Annotated in this window: 19 protein-coding genes; 11 read left to right on the top strand and 8 right to left on the bottom strand. The window is 72.5% G+C overall.

Annotated elements, in window-relative coordinates:
* Positions 1-225 precede the first annotated feature (225 nt).
* The 8 genes from ACIQVZ_RS03605 (at position 226) to ACIQVZ_RS03640 (ending at position 11,509) form a co-directional block, all read left to right on the top strand.
* Positions 226-1,266 (top strand): substrate-binding domain-containing protein, encoded by a 1,041-nt coding sequence (locus ACIQVZ_RS03605; protein ID WP_350876904.1) that lies wholly within the window; start codon positions 226-228, stop codon positions 1,264-1,266.
* Between the two features lie 244 nt (positions 1,267-1,510).
* Positions 1,511-2,095, top strand: coding sequence for a hypothetical protein (locus ACIQVZ_RS03610; protein ID WP_350876906.1), 585 nt, complete (start codon positions 1,511-1,513; stop codon positions 2,093-2,095).
* A gap of 231 nt (positions 2,096-2,326) precedes the next feature.
* The gene (locus tag ACIQVZ_RS03615) at positions 2,327-4,987 is read left to right on the top strand and encodes a hypothetical protein (RefSeq protein WP_402446838.1); all 2,661 of its coding nucleotides are present in this window, start codon (positions 2,327-2,329) and stop codon (positions 4,985-4,987) included.
* A gap of 410 nt (positions 4,988-5,397) precedes the next feature.
* Positions 5,398-6,429: a phosphate ABC transporter permease subunit PstC gene (gene pstC, locus ACIQVZ_RS03620; RefSeq protein ID WP_350876910.1), complete on the top strand. Its 1,032-nt coding sequence runs from the start codon at positions 5,398-5,400 to the stop codon at positions 6,427-6,429.
* Positions 6,430-6,472: 43 nt separating this feature from the next.
* The gene (pstA, locus tag ACIQVZ_RS03625; protein ID WP_350876913.1) at positions 6,473-7,768 is read left to right on the top strand and encodes a phosphate ABC transporter permease PstA; all 1,296 of its coding nucleotides are present in this window, start codon (positions 6,473-6,475) and stop codon (positions 7,766-7,768) included.
* Positions 7,769-7,806: 38 nt separating this feature from the next.
* Positions 7,807-9,672, top strand: coding sequence for a substrate-binding domain-containing protein (locus tag ACIQVZ_RS03630; RefSeq protein ID WP_402446841.1), 1,866 nt, complete (start codon positions 7,807-7,809; stop codon positions 9,670-9,672).
* The gene (locus tag ACIQVZ_RS03635) at positions 9,669-10,580 is read left to right on the top strand and encodes a class E sortase (RefSeq protein ID WP_350876917.1); all 912 of its coding nucleotides are present in this window, start codon (positions 9,669-9,671) and stop codon (positions 10,578-10,580) included. Before ACIQVZ_RS03630 ends, ACIQVZ_RS03635 begins: the two co-directional genes overlap by 4 nt.
* 38 nt (positions 10,581-10,618) lie before the next feature.
* Entirely contained in the window at positions 10,619-11,509 is an 891-nt protein-coding gene (locus ACIQVZ_RS03640; protein WP_350876919.1) for a phosphate ABC transporter ATP-binding protein, read from the top strand.
* A 29-nt stretch (positions 11,510-11,538) separates the two neighbouring features.
* On the opposite strand, the gene ACIQVZ_RS03645 is transcribed toward ACIQVZ_RS03640, so the two are convergent.
* Positions 11,539-12,384 (bottom strand): HAD family hydrolase, encoded by an 846-nt coding sequence (locus tag ACIQVZ_RS03645; protein ID WP_402446845.1) that lies wholly within the window; start codon positions 12,382-12,384, stop codon positions 11,539-11,541.
* 210 nt (positions 12,385-12,594) lie between these two features.
* On the opposite strand from ACIQVZ_RS03645, the gene ACIQVZ_RS03650 reads away from it, so the two are divergent.
* The 3 genes from ACIQVZ_RS03650 to ACIQVZ_RS03660 all read left to right on the top strand — a co-directional run bounded on the left by ACIQVZ_RS03650 (position 12,595) and on the right by ACIQVZ_RS03660 (position 15,609).
* The gene (locus ACIQVZ_RS03650) at positions 12,595-12,831 is read left to right on the top strand and encodes a hypothetical protein (RefSeq protein ID WP_402446848.1); all 237 of its coding nucleotides are present in this window, start codon (positions 12,595-12,597) and stop codon (positions 12,829-12,831) included.
* 286 nt (positions 12,832-13,117) lie between these two features.
* On the top strand, positions 13,118-14,587 hold the full coding sequence (locus tag ACIQVZ_RS03655) for a phenylacetate--CoA ligase family protein (RefSeq protein ID WP_402446851.1): 1,470 nt from the start codon (positions 13,118-13,120) through the stop codon (positions 14,585-14,587).
* Positions 14,584-15,609, top strand: a complete 1,026-nt coding sequence (locus ACIQVZ_RS03660; protein WP_402446853.1) for a hypothetical protein — start codon at positions 14,584-14,586, stop codon at positions 15,607-15,609. The genes ACIQVZ_RS03655 and ACIQVZ_RS03660 overlap by 4 nt, the downstream gene beginning before the upstream one ends.
* A 95-nt stretch (positions 15,610-15,704) precedes the next feature.
* Here the strand turns inward: ACIQVZ_RS03660 and ACIQVZ_RS03665 are convergent, their stop codons facing one another.
* The 7 genes from ACIQVZ_RS03665 to ACIQVZ_RS03695 form a co-directional block, all read right to left on the bottom strand.
* Positions 15,705-16,955: a hypothetical protein gene (locus tag ACIQVZ_RS03665; protein WP_402446856.1), complete on the bottom strand. Its 1,251-nt coding sequence runs from the start codon at positions 16,953-16,955 to the stop codon at positions 15,705-15,707.
* 427 nt (positions 16,956-17,382) lie between these two features.
* Positions 17,383-18,270 (bottom strand): LLM class flavin-dependent oxidoreductase, encoded by an 888-nt coding sequence (locus ACIQVZ_RS03670; RefSeq protein WP_350880707.1) that lies wholly within the window; start codon positions 18,268-18,270, stop codon positions 17,383-17,385.
* Between the two features lie 390 nt (positions 18,271-18,660).
* A complete protein-coding gene (locus ACIQVZ_RS03675; RefSeq protein ID WP_402446858.1) occupies positions 18,661-19,926 on the bottom strand; it encodes an ABC transporter permease in 1,266 nt (421 codons plus the stop codon).
* Positions 19,923-20,636: an ABC transporter ATP-binding protein gene (locus tag ACIQVZ_RS03680; protein WP_402446860.1), complete on the bottom strand. Its 714-nt coding sequence runs from the start codon at positions 20,634-20,636 to the stop codon at positions 19,923-19,925. The genes ACIQVZ_RS03675 and ACIQVZ_RS03680 overlap by 4 nt, the downstream gene beginning before the upstream one ends.
* The gene (locus ACIQVZ_RS03685) at positions 20,633-22,153 is read right to left on the bottom strand and encodes a peptidoglycan-binding protein (RefSeq protein ID WP_402446862.1); all 1,521 of its coding nucleotides are present in this window, start codon (positions 22,151-22,153) and stop codon (positions 20,633-20,635) included. Before ACIQVZ_RS03685 ends, ACIQVZ_RS03680 begins: the two co-directional genes overlap by 4 nt.
* A gap of 143 nt (positions 22,154-22,296) precedes the next feature.
* Entirely contained in the window at positions 22,297-22,818 is a 522-nt protein-coding gene (locus ACIQVZ_RS03690) for a hypothetical protein (RefSeq protein ID WP_350880699.1), read from the bottom strand.
* Entirely contained in the window at positions 22,815-23,726 is a 912-nt protein-coding gene (locus ACIQVZ_RS03695; RefSeq protein WP_350880697.1) for a hypothetical protein, read from the bottom strand. Before ACIQVZ_RS03695 ends, ACIQVZ_RS03690 begins: the two co-directional genes overlap by 4 nt.
* Between the last annotated feature and the right edge of the window lie 194 nt (positions 23,727-23,920).

The following is a 23,920-nucleotide window of genomic DNA, read 5'->3' on the forward strand; positions in this document are numbered from 1 at the left end:
CCCCTTCCCCCTCCGCCGCGCCCGTGCTGACCAGTCGCTAAACCTCGTCGAACCGATGAGTCGACAATCCCGACCCGCCCTCGACCTCCCTTCCGGCGGAACCTCCGGGCCGGACAGGATCTGCACTGCCGGAGCGGCCGCAGCGGACGCGGCCACCGGCCCCGGGCTCCCAACCAGAGCACGGGTTCACGCGATGGACGTCTCTCCCACCGGAGGAAGAGAAACATGCGTAAGACCGCTGCCAAGCTGCTCACCGTTGCCGCCCTGGCGACCTCCCTCGCCACCGTCGCCTCGGGCTCGGCCATCGCCGACCCGGCCGCCGGTGTCACCCCGGCCGCCCAGGACATCGTGGGTGTCGGCTCGGACACCATCCAGGTCCTGCTGAACCAGTTCTCGGCCGACTACAACGCCTCCCTGGGTGCCGGTTCCACCGCGCCGCGCCTGTACAGCTGGGACGCGACCGGCACCTCGCCGATCACCACCAAGACCGGTGCCACCTCGATCGCCCGCCCGAACGGCTCCGGCGCCGGCATCAAGGCCCTGGTCGCCAACACCAGCGCGACCGTGGACTTCGCCCGCTCCTCGCGCGGCCCGGCGGCCACCGACGCCCACGGCCTGGACTTCGTCGCGCTCGCCAAGGACGCCGTCAGCTGGTCCGCCCCGAGCAACGGCAACGCCCCGGCGCAGCTGACCTCCGCGCAGCTGACCGCGATCTACAACTGCACCACCACCAACTGGAACCAGATCAGCGCGAGCCTGCCGAACGCCACCATCAAGCCGTTCCTGCCGCAGGCCGACTCCGGCACGCGTTCCTTCTTCCTGGGTGCGATCGGCGTGACCACCCCCGGCGCCTGTGTCACCACCGGCCCGGAGGAGAACGAGGGCACCGACGCCAACCTGACCGACCCGAACGTCGTCTTCCCCTACTCCGTCGCCCACTACCTCGGCCAGACCGTCGGCGGCCACGGCACGGCGACCGACGCCCCCGGCAGCCTGACCCTGCGCAACATCGTGGTCAACGGCGCCACCCTGACCCCGGTCACCAACAACGTGATCAACACCAAGTTCGCCAACTCCTCCTTCGGCCGCGTGGTCTACAACGTGATCCGCGACACCGAGTGGACGGCGACCGACGCGCACGGCCAGGCGCTCCAGGCGATCTTCGGCTCCAACGGCTGGATCTGCAACGACCCGGTCGCCGCCGCCGACCTGGCGAGCTACGGCTTCCTGGCCACCCCGGCCTGCGGTGTCGCCACCCTCACCTGATCCACCCTCACCTGACTCACCCCGCACCTGATCCACCCCGCACCTGATCCACCCCGCACCTGATCCACCCCGCACCTGATCCACCCCGCACCATCCGGCGGCCACGGGCTTCGCGCCCGTGGCCGCCGGCCCACCGGCGGGACGTCTCGAAGGGAACGGGCCGGCTCCGGTCGGACCCGTCGGCCGGCCCTCGGACCGGTTCTCCACCCTCAGCGCGAAACCTTCCTCTCCCAAGGAGCCCAGCATGTCCCGTACCACCGGTCGGTTCCTCGCCGGCGGCGTCGCGGTCGTCCTCGCCGTCACCGCCTTCGGCGGCGTGGCCGCGGCCGACACCGCTCCCGTCCCCACCGGCAGCGCCGTGGTGACCGAGAACAACACCTTCCTCCAGGCCGCGGCGAGAAACGGTGTGTTCATCGTTCCGCTGCCGAACGCCAGCGTCTCCTACAACACCACCGCGGGCCTGGCGACGAGCCTCCCGGTGACCGGCGGCAGCGTGAACCTGCGCGGCTACTACGGCAACGCGACGCTCGGCGGCAGCCTGCTGTTCGTCGACGTCTTCACCGGCAAGAGCGTGCTCTTCAAGCAGCTCGCGTTCAGCGCCGACGACTGGCGCCTCACCGGTGTGCCGGACGGCGCCACCGACCCGGTCCTGCTGTTCAAGCCGGCCGGCCTCCAGCGGACCGAGCAGAGCGGTACCACGCAGTCGCTGACCGCTTCCGCCCTCACCGTGGACGCCGCGGGTGCGCAGTTCCTCGACAGCAAGCTGAACACCTCCTTCTTCACGAACGGTCAGGCGATCGGTTCCTTCGCGCTGACCTTCAACGGCTGAGCACCGCCCGCAGGTTGGTCCAGGCCCGTGCCGACAGGCGCGGGCCTGTTTTTCCGTGGAGGCGTCAACTCCGCTACCGAGGTGCCGCGTTGTGGCCTCGTACACGCGGGCGACCGGATCCGGCCATCTGCGGCTGGCCGAATGGACGGGTACCGGAATCGTCGGCCGCTCGATGCCCGATCCCCTGCGCCGCGTCTCCCGGCGGCGCGCAATCGCACGGAGGTGCCCGCCATGAGAGTCCGACCGCCCGACCGGAGACCCATGGGCCGTTGGCGCCGCCGACTGCCCGCTCTCGCGATGGTGTGGTCGTCGGTGGTCGCTGTCGGCGTGCTGCCGATCGGCCTGGGGGCGCTGCCGCAGGCCGTGGCGGAGGGCTCCGCCGTCACGGTGCCGGGGCCCAAGGTGTGGCAGCCGAACGACGGCGTGTACGGCCCCGAGGGCAGCGTGAGCGTCGCGCAGACCAAGAACCTGGTCAACCAGGTGGTGCACGTCAGCTGGAAGGGGTTCACCCCGACCTCGGACGCCAACGGCGACCCCTGGCTGAACGGGCCGGCGCCGCGCAGCGAGCAGCCCTTCTACCAGGTGCGGGTGTACCAGTGCCGGGGCACCGACCCCAAGGTCACCGACTGCTACGACAGCACCCTGTACAACGCCGACGCGGCGGCGGGCTTCCAGCAGAAGACGCCCGCGCCCGGGACGACCTTCCCCGACTACCCGTCGAACATGGTCGTCTCGATCACGGGCGCGGACGGTTCGGGCTTCGCGGACCTCGAGCTCTACACGGCCGACCAGAGCCCCACCCTGGGCTGTGACGACAAGCACCCGTGCTCGTTGGTCGTCGAGCCCAACTACGGCGGCGACTCCATCGCCTGGGCGGACAAGACCCGCAAGGGCGTCCTCGGCTGTGACAACCACAGCCTGGACCTGGACTTCGGCATGGCGTCCGACCTGAAGCTCAACGGCACCATCAACCGCTACACGAACATGAAGACGTCCGAGCAGTGCTCCTGGGAGCGCCGCGCGGTGGTGCCGTTGGAGTTCGCCCCCACGGCGGCGGCCTGTCCGGACCAGCACGCGGCCTTCCGGGTGGCCGGACTCGAACCGGCCAAGCGGGCGATGGCGCAGTGGCAGGCCGGGCTGTGCCAGGGCACCGAGCCGATGTCGCTCACGTACGGCTTCGCGAACGGTGACGCGCAGGCCCGCACGGACTTCCTGTCGGGCGGCGGCGACATGGCGCTGGCGTCCCGGCCGGACACCCAGGCGCCGCCACCGCGCCCGTACGTGTACGCGCCGATCGCGACCTCGGGAATCTCCGTGGTGTTCGTCGTGGACGACCCGAACACCGGTCGGCAGATCAGGAGCATGAAGCTCAACGCGCGGTTGCTGGCCAAGCTGCTCACGCAGTCCTACGCCTCGCCCGGCGCCGCGATCCCGTCGGTGAAGGGCAACCCGATCTGCGTCTTCGACGACCCGGAGTTCCAGAAGCTGAACCCGCTGCCCTCGGACGGCACGGTCTCCTGGCCCACCGGCTGCCTCTCGAACAACACCACCCCGACGGTGTTCGGCGGGACGGCGGACATGACGTACCAGCTGACGTCGTGGATCGCCTCGGACCCGGACGCGGTGCGCTTCCTGGACGGCGAGTCCGACCCGTGGGGCATGCACGTGGACAGCTTCTACCTGCGCCCCGCCTTCTCCGGCTACCCGACCGACTCCCTCGTCCGGCAGGACTCCTCGGGGATCCCGGACGCGAAGGAGGACGCCAAGCGCAACTGGAAGCAGTTCGAGTGGAACCCGATCTCGACCGGGTTGAACGACGTGGTGCGCAAGGTGCTGTGGAACCAGCCCAACTGCGTCAACGGGGACACGAAGTCGGACGGCTCGCACGACCTGTGCCCGCCGCTCAAGATCGGCAAGCGGACCCTGTTCGCCGTCATGGACACCGGTGAGGCGAAGGCCTACTCGCTGCCCGAGGCCCAACTGCTCAACCCGGCCGGCGGTTTCGTCTCGCCGGACGGCCCGGGCTTCCAGGCGGCCGTCGCCGACATGACCGTCGACCAGGCCACCGGCGTGCAGTCCCTGCCGTACGGCGCGTCCGACTCGGCCCTCTCGCGCGACCAGAAGGCCTACCCGCTGACCGCCGTGCAGTACGCGATGCTCCCGACCAAGGACGTCGCGGCCGGCAAGGTCGCCGCGATGACCAAGTTCATGCGCGCGGTGACCACCACCGGCCAGGTCTACGGGTACGAGCCCGGCCACCTCGCCCCCGGCTTCCTCGCCCTGACCGCCGCCCAGCGGACCCAGGCCGGGGACGCGATCGGCCACCTGGAGGCGCAGGACGCCAAGCTGCCCGGCAACCAGGCCGCGCCGCCGAACCCGCCCGCGACCGGCGGCGACGGTTCGACGCCGGCCTCCGGTACGGGGGGTGGGCAGGGCGTCGCCCCGGTCACCCAGGTCGGTGAGGGCGGAGCGTCCGGCGGGAGCGGGGCCGCGGCCTCCGGCGAGACCGGGGACCAGTCGTCCGGCGGGTCCGGCGGCTCCTCCACCGGTGGCCTGTCCGGCACCGGTGCGGGCTCCGCGTCCGGTGGAGCGGGAACGGCGGCCGGTGGAACCGCGGCGGGCGGAGCGGCTGCGGGTGCCGGTGCGGGTGCCAAGCCCGGTGCGACGCCCAGCACGCCCGGCAAGCCGCTGTCCGTCGCGCCCGTCGCCGCCGGTACTCCGGCGCCCGACCGTTCCGGCGCCGCGCGGCTGCTGCTGCCCGTCGCGCTGATCGGCGGCCTGGTGTTGCTGGTCGGCGGTCCGGCGGTCCTCTTCCTGGGCGGGACGCCCGCCGGGGCGCGGGCGCTGGCGGAGGTGCGGAAGGGCTGGTCGCGGTTGCGCCGCCGTCCGTGACGCTCCGGCCGTCGTCCGCGACGGTCTGACGCGGTGACACAACAGAATCACCGAAGCACGACTCGGCGGGGCCGCCGTTTCGGCCCCGCCGAGTCGTTTTCGCTTGGCTGAAGTCGCCTGGCTGAAGTCGCCTGGAGTCAACGCGCGTTGCGCTTGGGATGGAATCGGCCAATGGTCCGGCCGCGCGTGATCGAAGGCAAATTCCTTCCACATCAGAGGACTTGGGTGAGAAGCCCCAGCACAGACCCGTCATCCGCCGTTCCGGCCCGGCCATCTGGAGTTCCCAACTCCGCCACCGAGGTGCCGCGTTGGGCCCTCGTACACGCGCACGACCCGATCCGGCCACCTGTGGCTGGCCGAATGGGTACGCACCGGATCCGTCCCCCGCACCCGAGCACGGAGAGCAGACCATGACATCCGCCGCCGAGCCAGCGGCACCGTACGCCGGGGTGCCAGGCCAACCCGGCCACGGGCCCGACCGGGACGTCCCGCGCACCATCACCGCCCCCGCGACCCCGGGCGACCGGGTGTTCCGCGGGGTGCTGCGGGTCGCCGGGCTCTCGGTCTTCGCGATCATGGGGATGATCGCGTTCTTCCTGATCCTGCGGGGCACGGACGCGCTGCGCGCGGTCGGCTGGTCCTTCCTGACCGAGCAGAAGTGGCAGACCGCCGCGCACAACTTCGGCATCGCGGCCGTCCTGCCGAACGGCCTGCTGATCGCCGTCATCGCCCTGGTGATCGCCGTCCCGGTCGCCCTCTTCACCGCGATCTTCATCTCCGAGTACGCGCCGGTCCGGCTGCGGGCGGCGCTGATCTCGCTGATCGACCTGATGGCGGCGATCCCCAGCATCATCTACGGCCTGTGGGGGCTGTTCTTCCTCCAGCCGCGCATCATCGGCTTCGTCCGCTGGCTGACCAACCACCTCGGGGACACGATCCCCTTCCTCAAGGTGCGCACCGGCGACATCGGCACCTCCTACACCTCCTCCACCTTCATCGCGGGCGTGGTCGTCGCGTTGATGATCATCCCGATCGTGACCTCGCTCAGCCGCGAGGTGTTCTCCCAGGCCCCGCAGGGCGAGCGGGAGGGCGCGTACGCGCTGGGCTCGACCCGTTGGGGGATGGTGCGCGCGGTGGTCCTGCCGTTCGGCAAGGGCGGGGTGATCGGCGCGATCATGCTGGGCTTCGGCCGGGCGATGGGCGAGACCATCGCGGTCGCGCTGATCGTCTCGCCGAGCTTCAAGACCATCACGCACATCCTGGAGAACGGCGCCAACTCGATCTCGGCGCTCATCGCGCTGCGCTTCGGCGAGTCGGACGCGCTCTCGCTCTCCGCGCTGATGGCAGCCGGCCTGGTGCTGTTCGCGCTGACCCTGCTGGTCAACGTGGCGGCCGGCTTCGTGATCAACCGGTCCCGCTCCGGGGCCTCCACCGCGGACTGAGGCGGCGTACCGACATGACCCACCGCGTCGAAGGGACGACCCGATGACCACGCTCGACCTGCCACCGGTCGCCGCGTCCGGGCCCGGAGGTCCGACGCCCTCCGGCCCCGCCGAGGCACCTGCCGAGGCCGCGCCACCGCGCTCCCAGACCAAGGTGCGGCTCGGCGGTGTGACCCGCGAGGACGTGTTCACCGTGGCCGGCTCACTGGTCGGCTCGCTGGCGCTGAACTGGGCGCTGTACGAGCGGGTGCTGCCGTTCAGCGGCGCGTTCGGCTTCCTGGTCTGCTGGTACCTGCTGTTCCTGGCGGGCTACTTCGCGCTCGGCCGGCTCCAGTGGGGCAGGCTGATGGTGCGCGACCGGCTGGTGTCGGTGGCCTCCTGGAGCTCCGGGCTGCTGGTGGTCGCGCTGATCGTCGACCAGATCGGCTACGTGGCCAGCCGCGGCTTCGAGGCGGCCCAGCACCTCAACTTCTTCACCGAGTCGATGGAGCGGACCGCCGCGCTCTCCCCGATCACCTCCGGCGGCGCGCTCAACGCGATCGTCGGCTCGCTCGAACAGCTGGGCCTGGCAACGCTGTTCGCGGTGCCACTGGGCATCGCGGCGGCGATCTTCATGTCCGAGGTCGGCGGCCGGCTGGCGCGCCCGGTGCGGACGCTGGTCGAGGCGATGACCGCGCTGCCCTCCATCGTGGCCGGCCTGTTCATCCTCGGCGTCTTCATCATCACCTTCGGCTTCGAGAAGAGCGGCTTCGCGGCCTCGCTGGCGCTGACCGTGATGATGATGCCGATCGTCACCCGGGCCGCCGAGGTGGTCATCCGGCTGGTGCCCGGCACCCTGCGGGAGGCCTCGTACGCGCTCGGCGGCAGCCAGTGGCGCACGGTGTGGAACGTGGTCCTTCCCACCGCCCGGCCCGGTCTGGTGACGGCGGTGGTGCTCGGCATGGCGCGCGGCGTCGGCGAGACCTCGCCGGTCCTGCTGACCTCGGGCTTCACCTCGCAGTTCAACGCCGACCCGCTCCACGAGCACCAGGTGTCGCTGCCGCTGTACATCTGGAACTACGTCAAGCAGCCCTACCCCGAGATGGTCGCCCGCGCCTTCGCGGCCGGACTGACCCTGATGGTCCTGGTGCTGATCCTCTTCGTCACCGCGCGCGTGCTCGGCGGCCGCAAGCCGGGCGAGCTGACCAGGCGTCAGAAGCGCCGGATCGACCTGGAGGCGCGGCGCGCAGAGGCCGCCGCACGAGCCGCCCGGCCGTCCGACACCGTCCGTCCGGCGATGGCGCGGACCGCGTCCGCCCACACGTCGGCCACCGCCGTCCCACTCCCCGGGAACAGCTGATGACCCACCCAACCACCCTCCGTCCCAGAGGAGTCCCCATGTCGTGGGAGGCTGCCGGCCGCCCCGTGGCCCGCGCGCTCGCCCTGCTGATGTCCCTGTTGCTGCTCGCGGCCGCGCCGTTGCTGGGGCCGGGATCCCGGGCCTTCGCGGCGAGCGTCGCGCTGAGCGCGGACGGCTCCAGCTGGGCCGGTCCGGCCATCGACCAGTGGCGCCAGGACGTCGGGTCGCAGGGCATCCAGATCAGCTTCAACCCGGTCGGCTCGGCAGCCGGCCGCAACTCCTGGACCCTCGGGCAGAACGACTTCACCGCCTCCGACGTGCCGTTCCGCACCACGCCCGACGCCGGTGTGAACGACGCGGGCCGCCGCAACGGCCAGGGCAGCGCGGAGCAGCCGACCTACGGCTTCTCGTACGTGCCGATCACCGCCGGCGGCACCACCTTCATGTACAACCTGGTGGTCGGCGGCAAGCAGGTCCGCGACCTGCGGCTCTCGCCGCAGACCGTCGTCGACATCTTCACCAACAAGATCACCAACTGGAACGACCCGAAGATCACCGCCGACTACGGCAAGACGCTGCCCAACCTGCCGATCACCCCGGTGGTCCGCTCGGACGGCTCCGGCGCCACCGCGCAGTTCACCCGCTGGATGGAGCACACCCACAAGGACCAGTGGGACGCGTACTGCTCCTCCGTCAACGGCGTCTCCTGCGGTGACTACACCGAGTTCTTCCCGCCGTCCGGCCGGATGGTCGCCCAGAACGGCTCGGACGTCGTCGCCGGCTACATCAAGGCCTCCTCCGGCCTCGGCACCATCGGCTACGACGAGTACGCCTTCGCCAAGCGCAGCAACTGGCCGGTCGTGAAGGTGCTCAACCAGGCCGGCTACTACTCGCTGCCGACCGCCTCCAACGTCGCCGTGGCGCTCACCGCGGCGAAGATCCGCGGCGTCGACGACAACACCCCGGTGTCCGACCCGAACTACCTGCAGCAGAACCTCGACGGCGTCTACACCATGGACGACCCGCGCTCCTACCCGATCTCCAGCTACAGCTACGTGATCGTGCCGCGCTCCGGGGCCGCGCTGCCCCCGCCGCCCCGCTTCAACAACGACAAGGGCAGTGCCCTCAGCCGCTTCCTCGCCTACGTGCTGTGCGAGGGGCAGGGCGAGGCGGACGGCCTCGGCTACTCGCCGATCCCGCGCGGCCTGGTCAAGGGCGGCCTGCTGCAGACGAGGAGCATCCCCGGCAACGCCAGCCCGGTCGACCCGGACACCCTGTCCAACTGCGCCAACCCGACCTTCAACTCCGCCGGTGAGCTGACCGTCCTCAAGAACGCGCCGCAGCCCAGCCCCTGCGACAAGCAGGGCGCTCCGCTGGACTGCACCGTGCAGGGCGGCCAGGCGGTCAAGTCCGGTTCGGGCACCGGCGGTTCCAGCAGCGGCGGCACCGGCGGCGGCGCGGCCGGCGGCCCCGGTGGCAGCGGCGGTACGGGCGGCACGGGCGGCGGCAGCGGCGGTGGCACGGGCCGGACCGGCAACGGTACGAGCGGTGGTGCGGCCGGCGGCGCCGGCGGCACGGGCGGTGGCGGCGCGGGCACCGGCGGCACCGGCGACGGCGCCGCGGCGGCCGACGGCGCGGCCGGCACGGACCCGAACGCGGCCGACGCCGCACCGGGCGACCCGGGCACCGAGGACGTGGTCGACCCGCAGACCGGCCAGGTGGTCGCCCGCGGACGCGGCGGCAGCACCGAGGTCGCGGCGAACGTGGTCGAGGTGGCCGGCAGGCCCGAGGACTGGACGCTGAGCACGCTCACCGCCCTCGAACTGCTCGCCGTGGTGCTCGTCCCGCCGCTGCTCGGCCGGCGGCTGCTGCGCCGGCGCAAGTCCTCGGACGGCGCCTCGTGACCGCCCCGGTGCTGGAGAAGCCGGCCGCCCCCGCGCGGCCGGCCACGCCCGCGGGCCCGCCCGCCGCGACCCCCGCGGCCGGGCCCGCCGCCGCCCCCGCGCGGCGCCGCCTCCTCCAGGGCGCCCGGGTGGCCAGCCTGCTGGCCGCGCTGGTGCTGGGCTTCGTCGGCTACCTGTTCACGCTCTCGCACGTCCAGGAACGGCACTTCCAGTCCACCGCGTACAAGACCTTCCGGGACCAGCTCGCCCGGGCCGTCGCCCCCACCGGGGCCGCCGCCGACGGCGCCCCGGTGGCCCTGCTGGACATCCCGGCGATCGGCCTGCACCAGGCCGTCGTGGTCGAGGGCACCACCGGCCGGGACCTCATGCGCGGGCCCGGCCACCGCCGGGACACCGCCCTGCCCGGCCAGGGCGGCGTCGCGGTGCTGTTCGGCCGCGGCGCCACCTTCGGCGCGCCCTTCGCCGAACTGTCCGGGCTCCGGGTCGGCGACAAGATCGAGGCCACCACCGGGCAGGGCAAGTTCACCTACACCGTCAACGTGTACGGCGACGGCGACCACCCGATCACCGACCCGGCCCGCAACCGGCTCGTCCTGGTCACCGGGGACTCGGACTGGATCCCCGGCTCGACCGTGATGGTCGGCGCCCGGCTGGACGGCGACCCCGAGCAGAACCCCGGCGGCCGGCCCCGGACCGTCCCGTACGACAAGGCGCTGGCCGCCGACAAGGGCGCGCTGGCCACACTGCAGCTGTGGTCGCTCGGACTGCTGGGCGCGGTGCTCGGCGCGCTCCTGCTGGCCCGGTACTGGCGGGCCTCGGCGGCCTACCTGAGCCTCGCGCCGGTGCTCGGCGCGCTGCTCTGGGCGGTCTACGAGAACGCCGCCGCCCTGCTGCCCAACCTCTACTGAAGCGCGCCCGGAAGGCCGTACCGATGACGGATGCACCGATGACCGACACCCCGACCACCGGCCTGGGCACGGTCGACACCCCGGCGACCGACCCGGCCGCCGACACCCTCACCCTCCCGCCGCTGCCGCCGGCCCCGCATCCCGGCGGCGAGCCGCTGGCCGGGCTGGAGACCAGGGAGGTCTCCGCCTGGTTCGGCGCCCGCAAGGTGCTGGAGCGGGTCTCGCTGGCGATGCCGGCCGGCGAGGTCACCGCGCTGATCGGCCCGTCCGGCTGCGGCAAGTCCACCTACCTGCGGATCCTCAACCGGATGCACGAGATGGTGCGCGGCGCCGCGCTCGCCGGCGAGGTGCTGCTGGAGGGCGACGACGTCTACCGCCCCGGCCGGCGCCCCGCCGAGGTGCGGCGCCGGATCGGCATGGTGTTCCAGCGGCCCAACCCGTTCCCGGCGATGTCCATCCAGGACAACGTCGCCAGCGGCCTGAAGCTGGCCGGGATCAAGGTCTCCAAGGAGGAGCGCCGGGACCTGGTGGAGACCAGCCTGCGCCGCGCCGGGCTCTGGGACGAGGTCTCCACCCGGCTGCACACCCCGGGCGGCGCGCTCTCCGGCGGGCAGCAGCAACGCCTGTGCATCGCACGGTCGTTGGCGGTCTCGCCGGACATCCTGCTGATGGACGAGCCGTGCTCCGCGCTCGACCCGACCTCCACCCGGCGGGTCGAGGAGACCATCGCCGAACTGCGCGGGCGGCTCACCATCGTGATCGTCACCCACAACATGCAGCAGGCCCAGCGCGTCTCGCAGACCTGCGCCTTCTTCCTGGCCACCCACGACACCCCGGGCCGGATCGTGGAGGCCGGGCCGACCGCGCAGGTCTTCGGCAACCCGCGCGACCAGCGGACCTCCGACTACGTGAACGGCCGCTTCGGCTAGGCCCTGTCCAGGGCTCCGGCGGCACGCCTTCAGGGCAGCCGCAGCAGCTCCTCCAGCACCGCCGCGACGCCGTCCTGCTCGTTGCTCACGGTGTGCAGCGGCACCGCCGCCAGCACCTGCGGGTGCGCGTTGGCGACGGCGTACGCGGTGCCGGCCCAGTCCAGCATCTCCAGGTCGTTCGGCATGTCGCCGAAGGCCACCACCTCGCTCCGGTCGATCCCGTGCCCGGCGCACCAACGGGCCAGCGTGCTGGCCTTGGTGACGCCGGGCGCGCTGATCTCCAGCAGCGGGATCGGCGCCGAGCGGGTGATCTCGGCCAGGTGCCCGGCCACCTCCCGGGCCTGGGTGAGGAACGTGTCCGGGTCGAGGTCGGGGTGCTTGGCCAGCAGCTTGAACAGGCCCCGGACCGGCCCGCCGGCGCTCAGCAGCTTCTCCGCCGGGCCGACCGCGTGCTCCAGGTCGTCGCCCCACATCGGCACCGCGTACTCGGGCTCGCGGGCCCACCCGTCCGGGTACTCGAAGGCGAACGCGGTGCCGGGCAGTTTGGCGCGCAGCACCTCGACCACCGCCAGGGTGGTCTCCACCGGCAGCGGGAACGACTCCAGCAGCTCACCGCGCCGCACGTCCACCACCGCGCCGCCGTTCGAGCAGATCGCCACCCCGTGGCCGCCGATGTGGGCGCTCACCTGCTGCATCCAGCGCGGCGGCCGCCCGGTGACGAACACCACCTGCACCCCGGCCGCCTCCGCGGCCGCCAGGGCCGCGGCGGTGCGTTCGCTGACGGTGCCGCCGGCGCACAGCAGGGTGCCGTCCAGGTCGGTGGCGATGAGGCGGGGGGCGGTACGGGCTTCGGTCACCGGTCCATCTTCGCCCATCGGTGCCACACCGGTCACCGGCGCGGACGGACCTCGTCGCGGCCCCGCGGGACGGCGCCGCCGAACCGGCGGGACCGGGCCGCCGACCCGCCGGACCTGTGGCTTTCGGTCCCCGAGGCGCCGTTTCCGGCCTATTCGCCCGCCGGCCGGGGTGTCCCCGGGGCGCGACGGGCAGGAGTGTGCACGGCCACCCCGTCGGCAGGAAGAGCCATGCCCACTCGCCAGCTCCGAGACGAGCCTCCCCCGACCATCCCGCCCGCCGCCTCCCCGGCCGGCTCCCGGGACGTCTTCGCGGACGTCTCCGCAGACGCTTCCGCGGACGTTTCGCCGGACGCCTCCCGCGAGCCGGTCCTGCTCGGCGACGTCCTCTTCCACACCCTCGCCGAGATCGCCCGCCGCGCCCCCGAGCCCCGCCTCCCGGCCCAGCGCACCCGCCCGCACCCCTAGCTGCGGCACTGCCCCTCCAGGGCAAGGAATTTGATGCTGCCTCACCCCTGGTCGAGGTTTGTTCGATTCCCTAAACTGCACTCCCCACCCGCCGGCGCCGGCACACGTCATCGGGGCGTGCTCGGCCGCGCCGGCCACCCCCACCAGGAGGTCTTGACATGGTCAAGCACTACTTCAAGTACGCCCTGAGCACCCTCACCGCCGCCATGTTCGCGCACATGGCCTGACCGAGTCGTCCCGGCCTGGGCCGGGGTGAGCATCCCCGGCCCAGGTTCCAGGAGGTCTCGTGTTCGGCACTGCGGTGAGTCAACTCCGGTACGGCGCATCGATTCTGCTCAACCGCAGGATCCGGCCGCAGGACCTCGGGCGGATCGCCGACGACATGGTCCGTACGCTCGCCGAGTTCGGCGAACCGGGCGCGGACTCGGCGCTGCTGCCCGGGCAGGCCGGTCAGGTCGACCCGGAGGTGCGGCGCACGGTCACCCGGCGGAGCCTGCGGGCCACCGCGCGCGCCGCCGTCCGCCACACGGCCTACTACCGGCGGACCTTCGACGACCTCGGGATCGACCCCGAGACGCTCGACACGGAGACCTGGTCGCGGGTGCCCGTCACCCCGAAGGCGGCCCTGCGCGGCCTGCCCGCCGCGTTCGTCTCCGCCGCCGCCGCGCCCGCCCTGATGGCGCTGACCACCGGCACCAGCGGAACCCCGACGGCGGTCTGGTACTCCCGGGCCGAGTTGGAGACGACGATCGCCCTCAGCACCATCTCGGCGGCCCTGACCCTCGGGCTGCGCCCCCGGCACACCGTGGCCTACGCGGGCTGCTCCAGGGCCACCCTGCCGTTGGTCGTCGCGGAGGAGTCCACCACCCGGGTCGGCGCCTCGTTCGTCCAGTTCGGGACGATCGACCCCGCGCTCGCCCTGGAACGCCTCGCCGCACCGCTCGGCCTGCCCGGCAAGGCCCCGCAGATCACCCACCTCACCGCCTCCGCGTCGTACCTCTCCGCGCTCGTGCAGGAGGCCGAACAGGGCGGGTGGCGGTCCGCGGACTTCGGGCTGGAGAGCATCGGGGTGGGCGGCGAGGTGCTGTCGGCCCCCCTGCGGGAGCGGGCCGAAGCGGCGTTCGGCGCACCGGTGTCCACGTCCTACCTGATGACGGAGACGCTCCCCTCCGGCGGCACGCCGTGCTCCCAGGGGCATCTGCACCACACCACCGAGTTCGGGCACCTGGAGGTGCTCGACCCGCAGACCTGGGAGCCGACCGCGCCGGGGGAGGTCGGGATGCTGGTGCACACCCCCTTCGTGCCCTACCGGGAGTGCACCCTGCTGCTGCGCTACGCCACCGGCGACCTGGTCCGGCTGCCCGTCGGCGAGACCGGGTGCGAGTGGGCGCACCTGCCGGCCACGTCCGCCGTCCTGGGCCGCTGGTCGGGGCCGCTCAGCGCCTCCGTACCGACCAGGGACGTCCTCGACCTGGTCGAGGGGGAGCCGGACGTGCCGCTGCCGGCCCGGTACACGCTGACCGAGGAGCCGGACGGCGGTGCGCTGCTGCACCTCCTGGTCCGGGCGCTGCCCGCGGCGACACTGCACCGCAGGCTGGAGGAGCGGGCGTCGGCGGCGGGGCTGCCGCTGGCCGGCATCGTGCTCCACGACGACCGGTCGAAACTGCCGCCGTCCAGTCCGGTCCGCGCGGACCTGCGGGAACACACCTTCGAGTCGGCCCGTCCGGTCGGCGCCCGGGCCGGGAGCGGCGCATGAACGCGATCCCCCTCATCGCCCTGAGCTGCTGCGTGGCCCTGCTGATGGCCGCGGCCGGGGGGTACCTGGCCCGCGTGCGGATGCCCAGGCCTCCGGTGGGCGTCTACACCTCGGGCGACATCGCCGTCCTGTGCGTCGGCGTCGTGCTGGCGCCGCTGCTCTACCTCAAGCTGCCGGGCGTGGTCGTCTCGGCGCTGTTCGGCCTGGTGCTCTGCCTGGCGGTGCAGTTCACCCTGGCGCCGGTCTGCTCCGGCCGCTGGGCCTGGGGCCTCGCCCTCGTGGCCGCCGGTGCCACGGCGGCGTGCAGCGGCCACCCCGCCGCGGTGCGCGCCTGCACCGACGTGATGCTCGCCGTCGCGGTGGTGGGCGTGGCCAACCTGTGGACGCAGAGCGGAATGCGATCGGCGCACGCGGCCGGCCTGGCCGCCGTCCTGACCTGCTACGACCTGGTCGCGACCACCCTGACGCAGGTCACCGCGAACTTCGTCACCCAGGTCCAGGGACGGCCGTTCGCCCCGATGCTCGTCCTGACGGGCGGCAGCCCGCCGGTCGCCGTGGGCCTCGGCGACCTGCTGCTCCTCGTACTGTTCCCCCTGGTCGCCGCCAAGGCGTTCGGACGGACGGCCGCGCTGCTGGCGGCAGCCGTCGGCGTGGTCGTGACCAGCGCGGTCAGCGGGCTGTTCGCCTTGGGCGCGCTGACGGCGGGCTTCCCGCTGCTGACCGTGCTCGGCCCCCTGATCGTGCTGCAGCACGTGCTGTGGTCACGCCGGCTGGGCGGCGAGCGGACGACGGCCCGCTGGCGCGCCGGCACCGCGTCGCCGGCCCCGCACCCCGACCGCCTCCAGCCGGACCCCGCCCTGACGTCGGCCCTGTCCCTCACCCGGCCCACCGAGCTGGCACCGGGCACCTGGATCGCGATCGCCGACGGCCGGATCCTCGGCACCGGCGAATCCCCCGGCCTCGCCCGCCGCGACGCCCGCCGGCGCGGCACCGCCACCGTCCCCATCGCGCGCCAGCTCTGACCGGCCGCCCTTCAACGGACTTCTGACGACGGCGGCCACGGCGGCACGGCGTTCGCGGCGCCACGGCGCCACGGCGGCGGCCACGGCGTTCGCGGCTACGGGCGACGGGGTCGGCCCGGCACGCGCCGTGCGCTGGTGAACCGCTGCCGTTGCCCGCCGGCCGCCAGTTCGCCGAGGCGCTCGCCGACGACGGAGACGCCGGGCCGGGGCTCCTGCGCGTAGTACCAGGGCTTGCGCCGGCGCAACAGTTCCTCGCCGTGCTCGCCCCAGGTGAACCCGGGTTTCCGCAGCAGCTTCCGGAACACCGCGTCGACCGATTCCGGGTGGGCGGCGGCCAGCCGGCGGATCGGCAGTGGCGTGATCGACTCCTCGCGCAGATAGACGCGCAGCAGGTCCTGGTGCTGCCTGCGGCCGGTGAGGGAAGGATCGGCGAAGAGGTCCCGCAACAGCCCGTAGTCCGCGTAGAAGTTGAGCCCGTCGACCTCGTCGTAGACGACTCCGATGGTGTCCGCGTCCGCGAGGTCCCGCGGCAGCTCGAAAGCCGGAAAGTCGAGGCCCGGGAGCCGCCTGCCCCGGGCGCGGTCGGGATGCCCGGCGGCGGCGTCCTCCTGCCGGTGCCGGTAGTAGGCGTTGAGCCGTTCCTCGGCTTCGGCGGGCGGAAGGACCAGTTCGTCACCGCCGAAGAACTCGACGAACGCGTCCCGGTCCGCCCGCATCGACTCCCATCCCTGCTCGATCTTCTCGGGGTTGCGGAAGACCAGTTCGGGGTGGCTGGTGGCCAACTGGAGTGCCGCCCGGGCGATCTCGGTGGCGCTGGACCTGGGGTAGAACGACATCGCCCCGGAGACCAGCCACGTCCCGTCGGCCGAGAAGACCGGCACCAGGCAGGTGTGGAGGAACCCTCCCTTCGTCACTCCGCGGAAAGCGGCCCGTCCGGCGTTCGAGTACGTGCGGTACTCCAGGTCGTCGATCAGGTTCAGCAGGACGAGGGCATCCCCGTCCTTGCGGCGGATCTCGAAGATCCCCTCGACCGGGTCCCGCCAGCCGAGCAGCATCTCCCGGTCGATTCCGTCCAAGTCCCGCCGCCCACCGACGAACCGGTCCACCACCGTCGAACCGTCCGGCAGGCGGAAGCGCAGGATGAAGTGGTCGGTGATCCGGACCGCCTCACCCTCGTCCAGCAGCCGCTCAGGCCCGGCGGCCTCCAGCAGCAGGGGAGTCAACCACCGATCGAAGCGCGCACCCTGCGCGAAGGCGACCAGCTCCCCCTTCAACTCGGCGCAGCGCTCGATCAGGTCGGTGAGCGAGCGCTCGCCGTGATCCGCGCCCCGAACGGCGATCGCCATGTCCTGGTCTCCCCACAAGCCGGTTCCGAAGCAGTGATGTGCGAGTTGCTCGGCTCTCGCCGTAGGCATCGACGGTGGCCCTCATCCGGCATGGCCGAAAGCTCGGCCCGCCCTGCCCGCCGCACCCATGGCGCCACGGTAGCGGTCGTGAAGGCGCCGTCGCCGAGGGTCGCTCGAAACCTCACCTGCCGGAGTGAACACGCAGGGTCGACGGCATGCGTCCGAGTGCCGTGATCCCGGCGGCAAGAAGGCCGGCCGAGTGGGCCGGGTCGGGCGTCGGCGCGACGCCCGATGGAACGGAGTCCGTGGTCACCCAGGGCCGAGACGGCTGAGTGTCGCCGCTTGTCCGCCAACGGCCCGTCGGCCGCCGGCGGACTGGTCGCTCCGCGTGGGTCGGCGGCGCGAACCACGTGAAGCGAATCCTTGATCAGGCCAGCTGGGCGAGGCCCTCGGTGGCGATCTTCTCGAAGACGGCGAGGTCGTTCTCGAAGATCGAGTCCGGGACGGGCCAGTGGATCACCAACTCGGTGATTCCCAGGTCGCGGTAGGTACCGGCCCAGTCCACGAAGGCGTCCAGCGACTGCAGAGGCTTCTCGGCGGTCGAGCCCTGGAGCAGCACCTTCTCCAGCGTCGCGGCGTCCCGGCCCCGTGCCTCGCAGACGGCCGTCAGCTTCGCGATCTGCGCGGCGATCACGCCGGGCGCCTGCTCGACCGGCACGTCCGCGGGGCCCTTCGCGTCGCCGTACGTCACCCAGCCCTGCCCGTACTCGGCCGCCAGCCGCAGCCCGCGCGGCCCGGTCGCGGCGACGTAGAACGGCACCCGGGGGGTCTGCACGCAGCCGGGGATGTTCCGCGCCTCGACCGCCGAGTAGTACGTGCCCTCGCGCGTCGTGGCGTCGGTGCGCAGCAGCTCGTCCAGCAGCGGCAGGAACTCCCCGAACCGGTCCGCCCGCTCCTTCGGCGACCACGCCTCCTGGCCCATCGCCGTCGCGTCGAAGCCCGTCCCGCCGGCCCCGATCCCCAGCGTGACCCGCCCGCCGGACACGTCGTCCAGCGTGATCAGCTCCTTCGCCAGTGTCACGGGGTGGCGGAAGTTCGGCGAGGTCACCAGCGTCCCGAGCCGCAGGCGCTCGGTCGCGGTGGCCGCCGCCGTCAGTGTCGGGATCGACCCGAACCACGGCTCGTCCCGGAACGACCGCCACGACAGGTGGTCATAGGTGTACGCGGCGTGGAACCCGAGCTCCTCGGCCCGCCGCCAGATCTTCTGCCCCTCGCCCCACCGGTGGATGGGGAGGATCACGGTGCTCAGTCGCATACCGGCGACCCTACGTCCGTCGGGAAGATCGGACGAATCCCTGTTTCACAGCCGGTCGGGCGATACGGTCACCAGGGTGGCGTGGGGGCGCCATTTTCCACCGCGGCTCCAGGAACTCCTCGCCGGCGTGGGCGAGCGGGAGTTCCGCCACATCATCGTCTACCACCCCGACCGGCTGCTGCGGCAGCCCAGGGACCTCGAAGAACTGCTCACCATCTCCGACGACATGTCGCGGCGGCTGGAGGACACGCTCGCAGACCGGGCCAACGCAGGCAAGCCCCATACCGGCAAGCACCGTGTCCTCAGTCGACCCGTAGTTGTGTCCCGGCCGGGCCCAGTCGACGGAGTCAAGTCCTTCCTACATGCGCGGGACATTACCGCCGCCCCCGCCTATGTGCTCCTGAGGGCCTTCAGCGGGTCGGTGCGGGCGGCGCGGAGGGCCGGGTAGAGGCCGGCCAGGAGGCCGACGACCGTGCCGATGAGCGGGGCGGGCAGGGTGGTGGCGGGCTGCAGGACGGCGGTCCAGTCGCGGGCGGCGGCGACGGAGACCACCGTCACCACGCCGAGGCCGGTGCCGATCAGCCCGCCGAGGGTGCCGAGCGCCGTCGACTCGGTGAGGAACTGGGCCGCGATGTGGCCGGTGCGGGCGCCCAGGGAGCGGCGCAGGCCGATCTCCGCGGTCCGTTCCAGGACGGCGACCAGCGTGGTGTTGGCGATCCCGACCGCGCCGACCAGCAGGCAGATCCCGGCCAGCGCCAGGAACAGTCCGGTCAGGTCGGAGGTCACCGTGTCCTGCAGGCTGTGCGGGTCCGGCGGCGGGACGACCGTGAACGCCTCTGGGGCGTCCGGCCGCAGCGCGAGCGGGAGTTGGGCCGCCACCACCGGCGCGGCGCCGACCCGGGTGGCGACCAGCCCCTGCGCGCCGCGGTCCGGCTGCGGGGCCGGGTTGCCGTACCGCTCGAGCGCCGTACTCGCCGGGATCAGCAGGCTCAACAGGGCGCCCGGCTGGCGTTGGACGTTCGAGTAGATGCCGACCACGGTGTACGGGACACGGTCGATGAAGACGGCCGGCTGGGCGTCCAGCCGGCTCACCCCGAGGCGCTTGGCGGCGGCCTCGCTGAGCAGCACCACCGGCTGCGCGGTCCTCTGGACGAACTCGTCCAGGGTGACCCCGCCGGTCAGGGTCGGCTCCATCGCGGCCACCGCGCCCGGGGTGGCGGCCAGGACGGACAGCCCGGTGCCCTCGTCGGGGCCGTCCGGGCGGCGGGAGACCGTCGGGGCCCCGGGCACCGGCCACCAGACGCCGCCGGCCCGGACGCCGTCGATCGCGGCCATCCGGTGGTCGACGTCGGCGGGGAAGTCGCTCGGCGGGTTGGCGCCGGGGGCGACGCCGTCGGTGCGCGGCTGGTCGGTGACGGTGACAGTGGTGGCCTTGGTGAGGCTGAACCGCTCGCCGATCTGGCCGGTGGCGGTTGCGGTGAGGCCGAGGACGGCGACGAAGGCGCCGATGCCGAGCACCGTGCCGAGCATGGTGAGCACCGAGCGGCCCGGGCGCTGGAGGATGCCGGACAGGGCCTCGGAGAGCAGGTCGCGCGCGCTCAGGTGGGAGGGTGGCTCGGGGAGCACGGCTCCGCCGCGTCGTCGGATGCGGATCACCGGACGGGTGCTCCCGCCTCGCTGAGCACGCCGTCGTGGATGCTCACCCGGCGCTGGGCGCGGGCGGCCACGGCAGGGTCGTGGGTGATGACGACCAGGGTGTAGCCCCGCTCGTGCAGTGCGTCGAACTGGACGAGCACCGCCCCGGCGTTGGCCGAGTCCAGGTTGCCGGTCGGCTCGTCGCAGAGCAGCAGGCTCGGCCGGTTCACCAGGGCGCGGGCGATCGCCACCCGCTGACGCTCGCCGCCGGACATGGTGCCGGGTAGGGCGTCCGTCCGGTGGCCGAGGCCGACCAGGCGCAGCGCGTCCACAGCGGCGGCGCCGCGGGCGCGGCGCGGGGTGTGGTTGTAGACCTGGGCGAGGGCGACGTTCTCCTCGGCAGTGCGGTGCGACAGCAGGTGGAAGGACTGGAAGACGAAGCCGATCCGGCGCCCGCGCAGCGTCGAGCGGTCCTTGTCGCGCAGGCCGCCGGTGTCGATGCCGTCCAGTTCGTAGCGGCCGGTGGTGGGGGTGTCGAGCAGGCCGAGCAGGTGCAGCAGGGTGGACTTGCCAGAGCCGGACGGGCCGGTGACGGCCAGGTACTCGCCGCGGCGGACAGTCAGGTCGGTGGGGCGCAGCGCGACCACGGGCGGGCGGCCGAGGTGGGTGCGGCCGACGCCGTACAGGGCGATCACGGGCTTGTCGCCGGCCTCGGTGGCGGGTTCGGTCACTTGCCGACCACCACCTGGTCGCCGGCCTTGAGGTTCGCGCCCTGTGCCGGGGTGACGGCCACGAGGCCGTCCGCGGTGACGCCGGTGGTCACCGGGACGGTGGTGCGGTTCCCAGCCGCGTCCACCGTGGTGACGGATGTCCGGCCGGCCGCGTTGGTGGAGACCGCGGCGATCGGCACGGCGGTGACGGGGGCGCCCGCCTTGGCCTTCAGGACGGTGAGCCGGACGTTCTTGCCGCTCATCGCGGCGGGCAGCGGGGTGTTCGGGGTGATCGTCACCGGGACGTAGCTCTGTCCGCCGGGTTGGCCGTTGGGCTGGCCGGGCTGGCCGTTGGGGGCTCCGCCGCCGTCGGGGCCGCCCTTGCCGCCGCCCGCCGCGCCGCCGAGGGCGATGACCCTGCCCGCCGGCGGAGTGCTGGTTGGGGCGCCGACGTCGGCGACGGTGCCGGGGACGGTGATGTTGGTGTCCTCGGCGAGCAGTTCGACGGCCATGCCCGGTTGCACGCCCGCCGCCTGGGACGGGGTGAGCTGCCCGGTGGCGGCCAGGCCGCCGCTGGTGAGCGAGAGCAGGGTGCCCGAGACCGGCGAGCCGACCGCGCCGTTGACGGCGGTGACGGTCGCGGGGAGGGCAGGCAGGAACAGCACGTGGGCGGCCGGGACCATCGGGCCGTTGGCGGCCCTGGCCCTGGCGAGGGCGGCCTGGTCGGTGGCCAACTGCTTCTTCGCGTTGACGAGTTGCTGGTCGAGATCGCCGGATGGGGGCAGCTGCTGGGCCTGCGGCGGAGTGGTCGCCGTCGGCGGCTGGGCGGAGCCCGCCTTCTTCCTCTCCGCGAGGCCGTCCACCGTCTGTTTGTCCGTGTCCACCGCCTTCTGCGCGGTGTCCACGGCCTGCTGGGTGGTGGCGCCGGTGGTCGGCACCGGGTAGCCGAGCCCGCCGTAGAAGGCCGACACCGCGGCGGCCGTACCCGACCCGTACGTCCCTTTGTCGTCCCTGTCGATGCCGTGTCCCAATCCGGCCAGAGCGTCCTGGAGTTCGGCCACGTCGGGCCCGGTGCTGCCCGGCTTCAGGTCACGGAACGCGGGCACCGCCCCGGGCAGGGCGAACAGCGGCTTCCCGGACACCTCGGCGAGCAGCTTCCCGGCCGCGACGGCGTCCCCCTGCTTCACGGCCAGTTTGGATACGAACAGTTGGGTGACCTCCGCCGAGGCGGCGACAGGGACGACGTTGTACTGCGCGGGTGGGTACACCACCGCGCGGGCCGTGATCGAGGGCGTCAGCACCTGGCTGACGACCGGCACGGTGATCAGACTGTTCGGCGGCGGCGCGGTCTGCGCGGCCCGCTCCGCCGGGGACTTCACCAGCGTCGCCGCCCCCACCCCGCCCACTGCCACCAGCGCGGCCGCCAGCGCCACCCCCAGCAGCACCCGCCTGCGCCGCGCCGCCCGCGAACGGGCGGGCGGGGGCGACGGAAGAGGCTGGGTCATGTCGTCGTCAGCGCTCATCGTCGTCGTGGTCAACGGTGCCTCTCCTCCTCGATGGTGCCCTTGGGAAGAGCATGACCTGTCGGATGTCGTTGAGACGTACGGGGGTTGGAGACGATCGGCCGACAACGAACCCAAGTTGGTACCGCAGCATCACGGGAGCCACCCCTGGTCTGCCTTCAGCACTCCGACAGCACCTCGCTCCGTGTCACCAGCCAGTGGCCATCCCTGGGCGCGAAGGTGTAACTCGCCAGTTGTTTCGGACGGTTCGTCAATTGGCCGGGTTGAACTCTTCCGCTCCGCGCCTCGTACTGGATCCACTTGCCAACGTCGACGCAGTCCACCAGGGTTGCCAACTTCCCGTCCACCGTGATGCTGCGGATCCGGTGATCGACGGACCCTTTGGCAACGAGCCCAGCGCTGGTCAGGGCGCTCAGGTTCGCACGCAGGAGCTCCAGTTGCTCACCCGCCGCGTAATCGGCCAGTGCCGAGCCGTCACCGGACTCATTGGCCACCAGCATCGCCTTCCAGTAGTCACTGTAGCCCTGTTGGACGCGTAGTCGTTCACCTGTGAATGCCTCACCGCTCTCGGTACTCGACCGGTTCGCGGCGAGCGTGCCAACGAATCCGACGACGGCGAGGAGGGCCAGGGCGAGCAGCAGGAGCCAACCACGGCGACGGCCGCCTGCCACCGCCGTCATGCCTGGCCCAGCAGCTTCTTGGCTGCGGCGATCCGCTGCTGGGAGATTTCCCTGTCTGCTTGGAGGGCCTGCTCGTTCCTGCCGATGTACACCTGCTGGTAGGCGGTCAGCACGGCATTCCAGGTGGCCAGCAGTTTCACCTGCTCTTTGCAGTTCATGTCGGCGACCGCTGTGTCCCGCTCTTCCTGTGACACCTGCTCCGGCCAGGCCGCCGAACTCGCCTGTACCGGACTCGCGTAGTTGTAACCCAGCTTGGTCATGCAGCTCTGCCAGTCCGCGAGCGAGGCGCGGACCCGGCTGTCGACGGCGGCGTGGTCGTACGCCTTGGCGCGGAGGGTACCGACCAAGTCCGAGGCGGTGTTCTTGATGCCCTCCGCCTGGAGCCGCCGTTCGAACTCTCCCATGCAGCCCCGGTCTGCCTTGGGATCGGCGGCACTGGCCTTGGTCCCGCGATCCCCCATCAGGGCCTTCTGGTATTCGGGGCCCTGCCCGGCCGGATTCCCCGTACCGGAGGTGCCGTTGCCTTCTGGCCTGGGCGGCCGGTGGTACCCGGTCTGCTGCGCAGCGGAGACGGAGAGCAGGCCCAGAAGCGAGGTGTCGATGGGAGTCTGCGGGGGAGGTGTCGACGCCGGCCCAGGGTCGTAGTCGAACCCCTTGGCGGTCATGCAGGTCCGGGTGGCCTGGCCCATGGCTCGGAAGATCAGCGCGGACTCCTCGGCCCCTACCGAGTAGCCGTCCAGCGGATGGGTTACCGGCGAGCCGTCTGCCGGGTTCGCGCCGATCTGCGGGACCACGGGCTCGCCCACGATGTCGGAATCACCGCCCGCCTTCGTGTCTTTGCTGCAGCCTGCGGCGAGCACCGCTAAAGCCACTACAGAGATGACCACTTGAGCCCTGTTCATCCGCATTCAACACGCCACCTTCATGTCCGACGTCGCCTGTCGACGCAAGCCTCGCACCGTCGTGGCCCCGCCGGAGAGGGCAGGGACACGACAAGCCTCCCCCGGCTAGATGATTGATGCCAAGGGCTCGTTGGCGCGCATGACATGAAGCGAGGGAGTCCAAAGGTCGGTTGTGACGCCTGACCTGGACTCCCTCGCGA

Origin of the sequence: Kitasatospora sp. NPDC098663 (genome assembly GCF_044760075.1) — a bacterium.
Taxonomy (GTDB): domain Bacteria; phylum Actinomycetota; class Actinomycetes; order Streptomycetales; family Streptomycetaceae; genus Kitasatospora.

Coding starts and splice junctions, on each gene's coding strand:
- pstC (WP_350876910.1), top strand. CDS start 5,398: ATGACATCCGCCGCCGAGCCAGCGGCACCGTACGCCGGGGTGCCAGGC.
- ACIQVZ_RS03610 (WP_350876906.1), top strand. CDS start 1,511: ATGTCCCGTACCACCGGTCGGTTCCTCGCCGGCGGCGTCGCGGTCGTC.
- ACIQVZ_RS03640 (WP_350876919.1), top strand. CDS start 10,619: ATGACCGACACCCCGACCACCGGCCTGGGCACGGTCGACACCCCGGCG.
- pstA (WP_350876913.1), top strand. CDS start 6,473: ATGACCACGCTCGACCTGCCACCGGTCGCCGCGTCCGGGCCCGGAGGT.
- ACIQVZ_RS03645 (WP_402446845.1), bottom strand. CDS start 12,384: ATGGGCGAAGATGGACCGGTGACCGAAGCCCGTACCGCCCCCCGCCTC.
- ACIQVZ_RS03605 (WP_350876904.1), top strand. CDS start 226: ATGCGTAAGACCGCTGCCAAGCTGCTCACCGTTGCCGCCCTGGCGACC.
- ACIQVZ_RS03660 (WP_402446853.1), top strand. CDS start 14,584: ATGAACGCGATCCCCCTCATCGCCCTGAGCTGCTGCGTGGCCCTGCTG.
- ACIQVZ_RS03650 (WP_402446848.1), top strand. CDS start 12,595: ATGCCCACTCGCCAGCTCCGAGACGAGCCTCCCCCGACCATCCCGCCC.
- ACIQVZ_RS03630 (WP_402446841.1), top strand. CDS start 7,807: ATGTCGTGGGAGGCTGCCGGCCGCCCCGTGGCCCGCGCGCTCGCCCTG.
- ACIQVZ_RS03665 (WP_402446856.1), bottom strand. CDS start 16,955: ATGGCGATCGCCGTTCGGGGCGCGGATCACGGCGAGCGCTCGCTCACC.
- ACIQVZ_RS03695 (WP_350880697.1), bottom strand. CDS start 23,726: ATGCGGATGAACAGGGCTCAAGTGGTCATCTCTGTAGTGGCTTTAGCG.
- ACIQVZ_RS03690 (WP_350880699.1), bottom strand. CDS start 22,818: ATGACGGCGGTGGCAGGCGGCCGTCGCCGTGGTTGGCTCCTGCTGCTC.
- ACIQVZ_RS03615 (WP_402446838.1), top strand. CDS start 2,327: ATGAGAGTCCGACCGCCCGACCGGAGACCCATGGGCCGTTGGCGCCGC.
- ACIQVZ_RS03670 (WP_350880707.1), bottom strand. CDS start 18,270: ATGCGACTGAGCACCGTGATCCTCCCCATCCACCGGTGGGGCGAGGGG.